Source organism: Shimazuella sp. NTD247, assembly GCF_059510415.1.
The window spans coordinates 480,278-494,523 of sequence record NZ_JCAJZU010000001.1; the positions used below are offsets into that span (position 1 = coordinate 480,278).

Consider the following 14,246-nt stretch of genomic DNA (forward strand, 5'->3'; position numbering starts at 1 on the left):
TTACCTCTAAAATAGGGTATAAAGGTGGAGTGGTATTTTTTTCGTCTAGGAGGAGCATCAACTTATGTATAAATCAATCGTGTTGGGGACTGGACCAGCAGGTCTTACAGCAGCTATATATCTTGCACGAGCAAATTTAAATCCTTTGGTTATTGAAGGTCCTGAACCTGGCGGCCAGTTGACAACAACCACAGAAGTAGAAAATTTCCCTGGATTTCCGGAAGGAATCATGGGACCAGAGTTAATGGATAACATGAGAAAGCAAGCAGAAAAGTTTGGAGCGACTTTCCGGCGTGGTTGGGTAAAAAAAGTAGAGCTGAATGAACGGCCTTTTCGTATTTATTTGGGAGAGGAAGAAATTGTAACAGAATCACTTATATTATCCACTGGAGCAACAGCAAAATTATTAGGAATTCCAGGTGAACGCGAAAATATTGGATTGGGTGTAAGCACCTGTGCCACTTGTGATGGTTTCTTTTTTCGTGGAAAGAAAATTATTGTGGTTGGTGGTGGAGACTCTGCTATGGAAGAAGCAAATTTCCTGACCAGATTCGCTTCTGAAGTGCATCTTGTACATCGTCGTGACGAACTAAGGGCTTCTAAAATTATGCAAGACAGAGCAAAAGCAAACGAGAAAATAACATGGGGATTAAACAAAACTCCAGTAGAAGTTCTTCGTAATGAAAAAGGTGTTACAGGATTAAAAGTGAAAAATAATGCTACTGGGGAAGAAGAAGTTATTCAAACCGATGGAATATTTGTAGCGATCGGCCACAAACCGAACACAGAGTTTTTAGATGGACAAATCTCATTAGATGCGACGGGGTATATCCAAGTACAAGCAGGAACGACTCAAACCAACATACCAGGAGTATTCGCCTGTGGTGATGTACAGGATCATGTATATCGGCAAGCGATCACCGCCGCTGGAACAGGGTGTATGGCGGCATTGGATTGTGAAAGATTTTTGGAAGGAAGCGCAGTACACGATTGGAGTAAATCACTTTAACAGACAAAAAACTATCCACTAATTAGTGGATAGTTTTTTTAGTGTATGATTTTCGTTTTCTTGCTCATGCATATTGAAATTTGTGGATTAAATGAGTAAAAGGAAATAGCTTCTAAAAAAATGGTTCTTTTTATATGAAACCCAAATTTTATACTATTGCAGAAGACAGAATCAAGTTATGAAACTCTGTCTTCTCAACTTTCAAAGGGTAATTACACTCTCTTATTTTGCTAAAAAATTTGTTGATTTTTTCTATTTCGGATCAAATAGAGTATGTTGTTGTCATGCGTTAATTCACCATTTTATTGGAATATTATGTATGAAGGAGATAATGAATTTAATCTTAATGGAGTAGAAAACTTATGTTCTTTCTTTTCGTCAACTAGTGAAAAAGGTTGAATGAGGGAGAGAGAGATACTTATTAAACGGAAATGTGAAATTTAAGCTCAAAATAATATTTTTCTCGTCTATTTTTCCTCTTTCCACAATATATGGTGTGCGTTATACTCTAATGGCAACTATATATAGATCGGACGTGAAAATTGATGATTGAGGCAAAAGACCAAATCGCATATGAAGAGCAAACTCAAGCAGCATGTGCAGATTTTCCTCATTTGTCCATGAGTGACTTAATTGAAGAAGCAAAACTTCAAATACTGGATAAACAATCGGACGAGGAAATGTTAACAGTTCTCACCCAAGTAGCAGTAGAGAAAACAAGTGCAGAGGAACCAGATTGGCAGTTTGTTGCAGCTCGTTTATTCGCTTTTCAATTATACCAAGAAGCTGCTATTCATCGTAAGTATGATAAAAACGATGCCTATGGTCCCTTTTATGATTTATTACATAATTTAACAAAAAATGGTCTATATGGTACTTATTTATTAGATACATATTCCAGCACAGAAATAGACGAACTTGGAAGATACTTGTCTCCTAAGCGTGATAAGCTGTTTAATTATATTGGTCTGAAAGTGTTAGCAGATCGCTATTTGGTTCGCGATTTTGATGGTCATGTGATGGAATTACCACAAGAGCGATTTATGATAATTGCGATGCATCTTGCTATACAAGAGAAGGACAGAGTTCGGTGGGCGAAATCATTTTATGATGTTTTATCAAACTTAGAATTAACTGTAGCAACTCCAACCTTGGCAAACGCCGGTAAACCTTTGCATCAGTTGTCTTCTTGTTTTATTGATACAGTCGATGATTCATTATGGTCGATTTATCAAACCAATTCTTCAACTGCACAAGTATCCAAGTATGGCGGTGGAGTAGGTATCTATCTAGGAAAAGTGCGATCCAAAGGATCGAAGATTCGAGGGCATAAAGGAGCATCTGGTGGAGTAGTTCCTTGGATTCGAAACTACAATAATACAGCTGTTGCAGTTGACCAGCTCGGTGTTCGTCGAGGAGCTTTTGCCATTTATTTAGATGTATGGCATGCAGATATTTTTGATTTTCTTAATTTGAAAACAAATAATGGGGACGATCGCCTAAAGGCACACGATATTTTTCCTGGTGTCTGTATTCCAGATTTATTTATGAGAAAAGTAAAAGCTAGAGAAAATTGGTACTTACTTGATCCTCATGAGGTTCGTGAAGTCATGGGCTTTTCGATTGAAGACTACTATGGAAAAGAATGGGAAGACCGATACCTCGCTTGTGTAGAGCATCCGGAAATCGAGAAAATAGAAGTGTCTGCTATTGATATTATGAAACGTGTGATGGTAAGTGCATTTGAAACAGGAACCCCATTTCTATTTTTCCGAGATACCGTAAATAAAGCGAATCCCAATAAACATCAAGGTATGATTTACTCTTCAAATTTATGTACAGAAATTTGTCAAAATATGGCTGCTGCAGAGTTGGTTAGCGAAGAGCTAGAAGATGGTGTTATTATTACTAAACAAAAACCCGGAGATTTTGTTGTTTGTAACCTCTCTTCGATTAATTTGGGCAGAGTCCATACCTATGAGGATATTTCTCGAGTTGTTCCGGTTCAGATGAGAATGCTCGATAATGTTATTGATCTAAATATGTACCCTGTCAAACAAGCAGAAAGAACCAATAAAAAATATCGTGCTGTTGGTTTAGGAACGAGTGGATATCATCAGTATTTAGCTCAACATCAAATTGTATGGGAATCAGAAGATCATTTAGTTGAAGCAGATCGTTTGTTTGAGGAAATTGCCTTCCAAGCGATTCGTGCTTCCATGGAAATAGCCAAGGAGAAGGGAAGTTATCCTGTTTTTGCTGGAAGTGAGTGGGAAACAGGGGAATATTTTAAACGTCGTGATTATACTAGTGAACGCTGGCAAGAACTAGCTGCAGAAATTAAGAGCAATGGAATGCGAAATGCTTGGGTATTTGCTGTAGCGCCAACAGGTTCTACTTCATTAATAGCTGGATCCACAGCTGGTATTGACCCTGTATATGCAAAGTACTTTGTAGAAGAAAAGCGTGGAGCATCGATTCCACAAACTGCTCCAAATCTATCACCAACTACTACATGGTATTACAAAGAGGCTCATAAAATTGATCAACTGTATAGTATACAAGCTGCTGGAAAAAGACAAAAACATATTGATCAATCACAATCATTTAATCTTTACATCACACCAGAAACCAATGCTCGTGAATTTTTGGAACTGTACATTGCTTCATGGGAAGCAGGATTAAAAACCATTTACTATATTCGAAATCAATCCGTTGAAGTAGAAGAGTGTGTAAGCTGTTCTTCTTAGAAAGGAGTTCATCATGGAAAAGTTAGAACGAAAAAAAATATTTAATGAATCTGGTCATCGCGGTACACAACGACTAATCAATGGTAATACAACGAATCTTCGCGAGTGGAATCGGATTAAATACGATTGGGCACATAAGCTTTATCGTACGATGTTAAACAATTTTTGGATTCCAGAGGAAATACCATTAGCAAGTGATGCCAAAGAGTTTCAGCAATTAACAGAAGCAGAGAGAAGAGCTTTTGATAAAACGATTTCTTTTCTTAATTTTTTGGATTCCATTCAAGGAGAAAATTTACCCAACATCAATGAATACGTAACAGCTCCAGAAGTCTCTTCTCTATTGAATATTCAGGCATTCCAAGAGGAAATTCATGCACAATCCTATAGCTACATATTAGATAGTGTTTGTTCTCCAGAAACAAGAGAAAATATTTATGATGAGTGGAGAAATGACGAACACCTACTCGAGAGGAATCGTTTTATTGCAGATTTGTACGAGCAATTTGTTCATACAAAAGACGATAAACAATTTGTAAGGACTTGTATGGCGAATTTCTTATTGGAATCGTTGTACTTTTACAGTGGATTTTCCTTTTTCTATGCACTTGCAAGGCAAGGAAGAATGACTGCAACTGCAACTATCATCAAGTATATTCAGCGTGATGAGTTAACTCATGTTGTTTTGTTTCAAAATATGATAAAAGAATTGCATAAAGAAAATCCTCATTTATTTGATGACAATTTCAAAGAAGAATTGAGAGAAATGACGAGGACAGCAGTAGAACACGAGATAAAATGGGGACAATACATCACAGCAAATCAAATCGCAGGGCTTAATAATGAGACAATTGAAAAGTATATCAAATTTTTGTCTAATGAACGACTAGGACGTTTGGGTCTTCCTATACTTTATCCGGAAATTACAACACACCCAATGCGTTGGGTAGAAAGCTTCTCCAATCTGAATGCGACAAAGACAGATTTCTTCGAACAAAAGGTAACGAATTACACAAAAGCAAGTTCATTGGATTTTAATGATCTATAAAAGTAATTGTAAAGGAACGGATACAAATCCGTTTCTTTTTTTGTTCGATGTATAGTATAATTGTATTGTTTTTATAAATTCTATTCATTTTCTGCACTACAAACTTTGGGGGGAAATTTTGTTGCAACCCTTAAGAAATACTACTTTTAGTTTATATGAGAAATATGGTGTTGAAACCATAACTGCTGTAGTAAATGATTTTTACAATCGGATTTTAAATGATTCTTCTCTTATGTCTTATTTTGAAGGAGTAGATATGAATGTACTCCGCAAGCATCAAACGATGTTTATATCTTTTTTATTCGGTTCAAAAAGACCTTATAACGGAGTGAATTTAAAGTCTGCTCATACGAATCTGAATGTGAAGGCAGAACACTTTGAGCTATTTGTAAAACATTTGGATGATTCAAGTAAGTATTACAATATGGATCTAGAAGATCGGGCAATATTTATTGCTCATATTCGATCGCTGAAATTTTTTATTGTTAATCATTAAAAAAGCAAGTCTTCCCAATGGAAGACTTGCTTTTTACATACGTCAGAATGTGTATGCATAGTAAAACCAAACTGCCGCAACCGCAATAGCTAATTGATATAAAAATTCAATCCAATCCGAAAAAGTTTTCAATCCATTTTGAACATCAAGAATAGCGTGATAAACAGCATGAACAAACACAACAATAAGAGATATTTGTAATAATAGCAATGGCATTAACATTCACCTCCTAATGCAATCTATTCGCTGATGGGATAAAATATGTCAAAAGGGAACAAAATACTCCCTATATAACAATATGAAATGCAAAGAAAAAAGATTGGACAAATAAAACAAATAGAAAATATTTTATAGAATGTAAATGTGAAATGTATAACAAAAAAGAAATAAAATGAAAAGTTCCCTGTGTATTGTGTTAAAATTGCTATTAAGGCTCCAATTGATGAGTGTATTACTAGTTTAAAAGGAAGGATTGGTGTTTCAGAATGGGCGATAAAATGGACGATAAAAAGTTCTTTGACCTATTAGATTATGAAGGAAAAGATGAAGAACAAATGATTCGTAAACTAGAAAAACTATTGGCGAGTGATCAACCAGAACTGAACCCTTACCGTCCGGAGTTTGAACAGAGATTGGCAGAGTTAAAAGCCAAAAAAAATAGTCAAAAGTAACCAAAAGGAGAGGGATATTCCTCTCTTTTTGGTTTATATAAAAGTTAAGAATAATGTTTCATTATAATATTGCTTGGAATATAATTGAAACTAGGAGAGCGAAGCTTTCTATCCATAGAAAAAGGTATCATCGCAAGTTTAGCTATTGAGAATGGGTCAGCAGGCTACATTTTGTAGTTTCCCCGTACTCTAGTTTAGACGCGAATGGTGCTCGGGTTCCTATCATCTCTCTATTTACTGATAAAGTAGAAAGTGGGATGATCCTCCCCTGTGTAGTTACAAGGGGGGGAAGGTACATATAAATTCACTCCCTGCGATTATTTCAAAGAGTTGGTTAATCAAACTTATTAGCAGTATTGATTGATTTTACTTCGTATTTTATATAGATCAGGATTTATCAAACTATTTTTTATCAAGATTAGCAGAAGTTTAGAGCTGCTGTATCACTACTCCATTAGGATGCTACTGGGTCGGAAAAAGTAAATATCCGAAGAGTTAATAAGGAAGTACTTATGAAAAAAGTATTTCCTTTTATTTATTCCCAACATTTTTATATGAATAAGAAAAATAAGTAATGACAAGATATCAATGAAAAAAGTATGTTATAATTAATTTAGGTAAGCGAAATATTTGGATACAGAAAGGATTATTGTGATGGAAGCAATAGAAAAAACAGTGGTTGTTGTGGAAGAACCGCCACATTCACTAAAAACGATTTTTAAGCAACCTAAGCCAGCATGGGCAGTCGCCTTTGCTTGTATGGTTGCTTTTATGGGTCTAGGATTAGTAGATCCTATTTTACCTGCAATTGGTGAAAAGTTACATGCAACCCCTAGCCAGGTTTCACTATTGTTTACGAGTTATATGCTTGTTACTGGTGTGATGATGCTCATTACAGGATGGTTATCTAGTAGAATCGGCCCAAAGACCACTTTACTTGTCGGTCTTTTTGTTATTGTTTTATTCTCTTTATTAGGTGGTTTGTCAGAAACTGTAGGGCAGTTGGTTGGTTATCGAGCAGGATGGGGATTAGGAAACGCACTATTTATTTCTACCGCGCTTGCTGTGATAGTAAGTGTAGCAGCTGGAGGAACAGAAAGTGCTATTATTTTATATGAAGCAGCACTTGGTTTGGGAATGTCCGTTGGACCACTGTTAGGTGGACTGCTTGGTGGAATTAGCTGGAGAGGTCCATTTATCGGAGTAGCTTTTTTGATGGTCATTGGATTTGTTGCGGTTTTCGTTTTGTTGGATAAGGTGCCAACGCCGAAAAAGAAAAGTTCCATTCTCGATCCGATCCGTGCATTGGGACATGGAGGACTTCTTTCAATTGGTTTAACAGCTCTATTTTATAATTTTGGCTTTTTTACATTACTCGCTTTCTCTCCATTTGTACTTGGTTTGGATGAACATGGGATTGGCTTTGTTTTCTTTTTCTGGGGAGTGTTATTAGCAATAACATCTGTCATTATTGCACCGAAGCTTCAAGGGAGATTTGGTACAAAAAAAGTAATGTATACTGTTCTCTTGTCTTTTGCTCTTTTATTGGTTTTAATGGGGCTATTCACTAGTTATGTTCCTGTTCTCATAGCATGTATCATTTTATCCGGTGGTTTATTAGGAATTAATAATACACTCATTACTACAGCAGTGATGGAAGTATCTCCAGTAGAAAGATCTGTAGCATCATCCGCATATAGTTTTGTTCGATTTGTTGGTGGTGCAATAGCTCCATGGCTAGCAGGTAAACTTTCAGAGTGGTTTAATCCACATATTCCGTTTTACTTTGGAGGCATTGCAGTAGTAATAGGTTTATTTATTTTATATTCAGGACGTAGATATATGATTGGATTGAAATAAAATAAAAAATCCTGTAATCTCAGTGGTTCTATAGCCCTATGGATTATTTGTAAGAACACAAATAGGCTCATTGATTTTGTAAAAAACTAGCTTTTGGTGATCGATTTGGACGTGTATGTGATTCGTTTGGGGATATCTGGTGAATTCAGTCGCGTTAGAAAATTTTAGTTTTGGAGAGATGGAAAAACACACTCAGCAGCACAAGTACATCCAGTCGATAAAATATGTTCAAAGCTCTTTAAACAATAAATTAAAAGATATTAAATGAATTTCAAAGGCCGCTTTTTGGTCTTTTTTCTTTTAATTAGAGTCCTTTTAATAATAGCTCTATGCTTGAAATCACTCCTAAAAGTCAAATTTAATAGACATTATTTTATAGATAACATATTTAGTTGTTTCATAAATTTGTTTTGAATCTGTGTAGACCAATTGGTGATTTATAAGTGGTTCTTACATTTAGACTGTCATACAATGGCTGTCTTATTAAAAATAGTATTAACCTGAATAGATGCATGAAATCTCTTTATTTGGAGCAAAATCTAGGTAACTTCCTAGAAAATAATGAACTTGAGGGATCTGCATGAATTCAAACGAAGATAATAAAAAGAAGAGAAAAAAGCAACGGTTAAAGTCACCGTATAAGTCACATAAATCATCGCAAGAAATAACTGTTCACAGTGATAGTGCAATAAACAGCGAGGAAGAAAACAGAAGTACAAAAAATGATCATTCCTCATCGAAAACTACGAATCAAAATAAGAACGAAGATATATATGGAAATGCGAATACAGAAACATTGAAAGAAAAAAACAATCAGGATCAAGAATTAAGTGAAAAGGAAACAAATCCATCTTATATTCCGCCTGAAGAAAAAGAAACAAGTGATAAAAAGAAGTCATCTGAATCGGCCCAAAAGAAAAGCCCTTCTGACACAGAACAAAATACAAGTGAAGACAGTGATCAAGCACAATCCGAACAAGAATCAAACAGCGATGAAGAGCAAACTATGGATCAACAAGAAGATCAGACTGATTCGGAACAAAATACAAGTGAAGACAGTGATCAAGCACAATCCGAACAAGAATCAAACGGCGATGAAGAGCAAACTATGGATCAACAAGAAGATCAGACTGATTCGGAACAAAATACAAACGAAGATGCACAATCCGAACAGGGAAAAAGCAAAGGTGAAGAACAGACAAAATTAGATCAAGAGGAAAATCAAGCTGACTCCAATAGCAAATATAAAGAAGAGAACTTAGAAAAAATAGCCTTATCTCGATCAATCGATTCTAATATCCGTTTTGTAAAAGAAAAAACAGGGGACAGCCAAGATATTGTTGTTAGAGAGATTCATTTTGGAGAGGATAAAAATTTAAGTGCATGTCTTTTTTATACAGAAGGTTTGACGGATACAAATGCTTTACAAAGTTTTGTATTAGAGCCATTGATGATTTTTCTGAAAGAAAATGATTGGAAAAGTTTTCATACACCTCCTGAAGCATGGATGCCGTTTCTTGAAAAGTCCTTGATACCTGCTGGCGGTGTCAGTGAAATTGAAAATTTTGATGAATTGTTTACCTTTCTGCTTTCTGGTGAAGTTATTTTTCTTATGCAAGGAAGCAAAAAAGGGTATCGTATTTCTTTTAAGTCATGGAAAGATCGAGGAGTTCCAGAGTCAGAAGGGGTTGTTCGCGGACCAAAAGAAAGTTTTAGTGAAACAATGCGAACAAACACAGCACTTCTTAGAAGGAAAATAAATAGTCCACGACTACGTTTGGAAGGAAAAACAATAGGTGATATAACCAAAACCCAGATTAGCATCATGTTTATTGATGGACTAGTGGATCAGAAGGTGTTAGATGAAGTTCGAAGTCGTTTAGATAAGATTGAGATCGACGGAATTTTAGAAAGCGGATATATTGAAGAACTTATCCAAGATGAAGCGTATTCTCCTTTTCCAACCATTCATCATACCCAGAAACCCGATGTAGTTGCAGCAGCTTTGTTAGAAGGTAGGGTAGCTATTATTGTGGACGGGACTCCAATTGTCTTATTAGTCCCAGCGTTATTTAATCAATTTTTCCAGGCTGCAGAAGATTATTACGAACGTTCTCTTATATCCAGTTTGATTCGTATTCTTCGATTCATTTGTCTTTTTATTTCCTTATTAGCACCAGCGGTTTATATTTCGGTCTCTACATTTCATCAGGAAATGCTCCCCACGCCATTGTTGGTTAATTTAATGGTTCAACGAGAAGGTGTACCTTTTCCTGCATTTGTAGAAGCTTTTTTAATGGAATTAGTATTTGAGATATTGCGAGAAGCAGGTGTCCGTTTACCGAAGGCTGTTGGTCAGACAGTTTCATTTGTAGGAGCTCTAGTTGTTGGTCAAGCGGCTGTAGAAGCAGGTATTGTTTCTGCTGGTATGGTTATTGTCGTTGCTATTACTGCCATATCTAGTTTCGTTATTCCAGCATACAATATGTCCATCTCCTTACGTATTTTGAGATTTCTTTTGATGATGATTGCTACAGGGTTTGGTTTGTATGGTGTAACGATCGGCCTGTTTGTCATTGTGCTGCATCTGTGTAGCATACGGTCTTTCGGAGTTCCATATATGACTCCTTATGGCCCTTATGTTACTTCAGAGTTAAAGGATAGTATTATTCGTGTACCTCACTGGATGATGGATAAACGTCCGACTAGTATAGTTTCAAAAGATGTAATGAGAGGACAAAACCCAGCACCATCAAAACGGAAGGTAAAAGGGAAGAGGTAACATGAAAAAAAGAATGATTCTTTTTGTTGTTTTGCTTACGATATCCCTTTCGTTAACAGGGTGTTGGAGCAGAAGAGAATTAAATGAGATAGCTTTAGTCATTGGATTAGGAGTAGATAAAATCGGAGATGAATATGTCTTGTCTACTCAGGTAGTCGATCCTGGAGAAATTTCTGCATCGAAAGGAGGCAGCGGTAGAGCTCCAGTAGTAACGTATCGAATAAGAGGAAGGTCGCTAATCACTGCAATTCGAAAATTATCAACCGTAACACCTCGGAAATTGTACTTATCCCATCTGCGAATGTTCGTTATTGGGGAATCTGTTGCAAAGGAAGGTGTCTCACCGATCCTCGATGTCTTATCACGAGATCATGAATTAAGATCTGATTTTTATGTCATTATGTCCAAAGATGCAAGGGCAGATGATATATTGAGCCTGGTTACTCCTTTAGAAAAAGTACCTTCCACATACATGTATACGATGCTGAGGCATTCCGAGAAGTATTGGTCCCCATTTTTTACATTAAAATTAGATGAGTTGGACAATGATATTGCAAATACTGGTAAGGAGGCAGTCGTTTCTGCAATCGAGATTAAAGGGAGTTTGAAAGAGGGATCCCAGAAGAAAAACGCAGAGAATATTTCTTTAAATAACTATTTGCAATATACCAGTGTAGGAGTTTTTAAAAAAGATAAGTTGGTTGGTTTTCTAGATGAAACAGAAGCAGCTGGTTACAAATATGTTTCTGGGAAAATCAAGAGTACAGTTGTAGAAATGCCTTGTAATAAAACACAAAAGGATGTTACAGAAATCATTCATGCGAAACCAATTGTAAAAGCTAAAATGATAAACCAGAAACCTGTGATAAATGTATCTATAAGAGCTGAGGCGAACGTGGCAGAGTTACAATGTCAAGCAGATTTATTAAACGTAAAAGTGACGGAAACATTAGAGAAGAAGTCTCAAAAAGAAATTAAGAGCCAAATCACTAAAGCACTTTATAAAACCCAAAAAGAGCTTCATAGCGATATTTTCGGTTTTGGTAATGTCATTCATCAGACCTATCCAAAGGAATGGAAGAAGATGGAGAAAAACTGGGATGATGTTTACTCGAATGTTCCTGTGTATGTAAATGTGAAAGTAGAAATAAGGAACTTCGGGAAAGTAAACCATACAACACCTGTATTAAGGCATGGTGATTAACAATGTGGCAATCCATTTTTATTACGTTTGTTGCGATCGCAATTGCTTTTTATGAAATTCCTAGGTTGAAAAAAATGAAATATAAAAAGGAAATTTGGTTTTTCTCCTTTTTTCTATTGCTGGCAACAGTAATGAATATTATTAATTTCCTTTATTAAAGGAGGTTGGAATTTTTGAACAGGATTGGCAACGAGAGAATCGAGTATCGTCAATTTGCTATTCTTGTACTCCTGTTTACGATTGGTACTTCCATCATCATTGCTCCGAGTATGCTTGCTTCACACGCGGAGCAAGATGGATGGATTTCCGCTCTGATTGGTTTATCAGGAGGTCTATTTATTGTATGGTGTTATGCCTCTATAGGAGAGTATTCGAAAGAAAAGACGATCATCGATACGATTCATGAAGCTTTTGGAAAATATCTGGGGTTTGTTATTGCTTTAATTTTTTCGGCTTTTGCCATCGCATTATCCAGTTTGGTTCTTTCTAATATAGGTAATTTCGTAAATACAAGGCTGTTAGTGGGGACACCTCTGGATGCAGTGGAATATATATTCGTGATAACAGTAGTTATCGGTGTTCGGTTTGGAATTGAGACGATTTGTAGATCATTGGAGTTTTTGTTGCCTCTTTTTATTTTTTTATTTTTGATCTTTACATTTGCTGTTCTCCCGCAAATGGATGTAAAAAATCTTTTGCCAGTTTTTGAACATGATATGCATGATATTCTCAAATCAAGTTATGGTTTTATTTCATTTCCATTCGGCGAATTGATGTTATTTCTGCTGTTAACACCCTACGTAGCAGAACAAAAGAAAATAAAAAAAGGTTTTTTGTTAGGCTCTTTTATCGGTGGAGTATTGATCATTTTAATTACTGTTCTATCGATTATGAGTATAGGTGGAATGGGTACTTCTATTAATACATATCCCGCTTTTACTATTGCTAAAAAAATTGACATTGGCGGAGTGCTTCAACGAATGGAAGTAATTATGGCCGGAATTTGGATGTTTTCTATTTTTGCCAAGTTATCGGTCTGTCTCTATGTCTCTTCCGTATGTTTTCAGCAAATTTTCCGACTTCGCGATATAAATTGTTTGACATTGCCCCTGGCACTCAGTCTTATTCCTATGTCGCAGTGGTTGAGTCCGAGTGCCGCTGATTATCAGACCTTCACAGAAAGATGGATGATGAATTTTACATTTTCTGTAATGTTTATTCCATTTTTGACAGTTGGTGTTCTTTTTCTTAAACGTAAATGGATGAAACATAAGCAGTCTACATAACGAAAGGGGAAGCCAAGCATGATTGAAAAAGAACAAATTGGTGCCAGGCAATTTTCTATCCTAGTGCTTATGTTTACGATCGGCACAGCAATTATTACTGGACCTCGTCTTGCGACAGTACATGCACAGCAAGATGGATGGATTGCCATGCTTATTGCAATCTTGTTGGGTATGACAATCGTATGGGTGTATATGCGTTTTGGAGAGTATTTGCTCAAAAATACCTTTGTTGAATTAATACAATTATCTTTAGGAAAATGGCTTGGATCTATTGTTTCTCTTTGTTTCGTTGGATTTTTAGTTATCTTGTCTAGTCTAATTTTGGTAAATATGGGTGAATTCATCAGCAGTCGTATTATCGTTGGTACACCAATTACGGCAGTGGAGTATATGTTTGTAGGTGTTTGTATTATTGGTGCGAGGTTTGGCCTAGAAGTAATTACTAGAGTTGCTGAAATTATTCTTCCATTTTTTCTCTTCCTATTTATAGCTTTTACGCTCGGTCTTTTGCCACAAATTCAGATGGATAATTTAAAACCTGTATTTGAAAATGGTATAATTCCGATTTTAAAATCAAGTGCTGAACTCAGTATTTTTACATATGGAGAATTAGTTGTTTTTTTGATGATTATTCCTTATGTAAAACATAAAAATTCAAAAGGCTTCTCGGCAGTAAAAAAGCAATTTTATGCAGGTATGTTATTAGGTAGTATTGTTCTATTTATACTTATTCTTTTGTCTCTGCTTATTCTAGGGCCAAAAATGACCACATTGAATGTGTATCCTGCTTTTACGCTTGCCCAGAAGATCGACATAGCTAGTTTTTTTCAGAGAATCGAAGTGATCATGGCAGGAATTTGGTTTATGTCTATTTTTATTAAGTTAACTACACTAATTCTTATTATTTCTACAAGTTTAAAACAAATTTTCGGTACCAAAGATCAAAAAATATTCACAATTTCTATGGGTTTAATGATGGTTCCTTTATCATTATGGTTTACTCCAAATGTTGCAGCATATCTAACAAATGTTACTAGATGGATGGGCATGCTTGTTCTTGTATTTATGTTTTTACCAGTACCGATTTTTGCTATTACTTGGTTGCGTCTTCGTATCTCTCGATCAAAAGGAAACATGTGA

General features: G+C 35.8%; 11 protein-coding genes. 10 read left to right on the forward strand and 1 reads right to left on the reverse strand.

What is annotated here, in order from left to right; all coding sequences use genetic code 11:
• Positions 1–64: 64 nt before the first annotated feature.
• From trxB to AC5WOC_RS02330, 4 genes are all read left to right on the forward strand, one after another.
• Positions 65–1,009 (forward strand): thioredoxin-disulfide reductase, encoded by a 945-nt coding sequence (trxB, locus tag AC5WOC_RS02315; protein ID WP_496053775.1) that lies wholly within the window; start codon positions 65–67, stop codon positions 1,007–1,009.
• A 545-nt stretch (positions 1,010–1,554) separates the two neighbouring features.
• Positions 1,555–3,759 (forward strand): ribonucleoside-diphosphate reductase subunit alpha, encoded by a 2,205-nt coding sequence (locus tag AC5WOC_RS02320; RefSeq protein ID WP_496053776.1) that lies wholly within the window; start codon positions 1,555–1,557, stop codon positions 3,757–3,759.
• 13 nt (positions 3,760–3,772) lie between these two features.
• On the forward strand, positions 3,773–4,807 hold the full coding sequence (locus AC5WOC_RS02325) for a ribonucleotide-diphosphate reductase subunit beta (protein ID WP_496053777.1): 1,035 nt from the start codon (positions 3,773–3,775) through the stop codon (positions 4,805–4,807).
• Between the two features lie 121 nt (positions 4,808–4,928).
• Complete coding sequence (locus tag AC5WOC_RS02330) at positions 4,929–5,303, forward strand: group I truncated hemoglobin (protein WP_496053778.1); 375 nt, start codon at positions 4,929–4,931, stop codon at positions 5,301–5,303.
• 42 nt (positions 5,304–5,345) lie between these two features.
• Here AC5WOC_RS02330 and AC5WOC_RS02335 read toward each other — a convergent pair whose 3' ends face one another.
• The gene (locus tag AC5WOC_RS02335; protein WP_496053779.1) at positions 5,346–5,519 is read right to left on the reverse strand and encodes a hypothetical protein; all 174 of its coding nucleotides are present in this window, start codon (positions 5,517–5,519) and stop codon (positions 5,346–5,348) included.
• A gap of 269 nt (positions 5,520–5,788) precedes the next feature.
• Here AC5WOC_RS02335 and AC5WOC_RS02340 point away from each other — a divergent pair, with 269 nt between their 5' ends.
• From AC5WOC_RS02340 to AC5WOC_RS02365, 6 genes are all read left to right on the forward strand, one after another.
• Positions 5,789–5,974, forward strand: a complete 186-nt coding sequence (locus AC5WOC_RS02340) for a hypothetical protein (RefSeq protein ID WP_496053780.1) — start codon at positions 5,789–5,791, stop codon at positions 5,972–5,974.
• Between the two features lie 654 nt (positions 5,975–6,628).
• On the forward strand, positions 6,629–7,834 hold the full coding sequence (locus tag AC5WOC_RS02345) for an MFS transporter (protein WP_496053781.1): 1,206 nt from the start codon (positions 6,629–6,631) through the stop codon (positions 7,832–7,834).
• A gap of 1,267 nt (positions 7,835–9,101) precedes the next feature.
• Positions 9,102–10,616, forward strand: a complete 1,515-nt coding sequence (locus AC5WOC_RS02350; RefSeq protein ID WP_496054153.1) for a spore germination protein — start codon at positions 9,102–9,104, stop codon at positions 10,614–10,616.
• Position 10,617: 1 nt separating this feature from the next.
• Complete coding sequence (locus tag AC5WOC_RS02355) at positions 10,618–11,820, forward strand: Ger(x)C family spore germination protein (RefSeq protein WP_496053782.1); 1,203 nt, start codon at positions 10,618–10,620, stop codon at positions 11,818–11,820.
• A gap of 173 nt (positions 11,821–11,993) precedes the next feature.
• Positions 11,994–13,106: a GerAB/ArcD/ProY family transporter gene (locus AC5WOC_RS02360; protein ID WP_496053783.1), complete on the forward strand. Its 1,113-nt coding sequence runs from the start codon at positions 11,994–11,996 to the stop codon at positions 13,104–13,106.
• 18 nt (positions 13,107–13,124) lie between these two features.
• The gene (locus AC5WOC_RS02365) at positions 13,125–14,246 is read left to right on the forward strand and encodes a GerAB/ArcD/ProY family transporter (RefSeq protein ID WP_496053784.1); all 1,122 of its coding nucleotides are present in this window, start codon (positions 13,125–13,127) and stop codon (positions 14,244–14,246) included.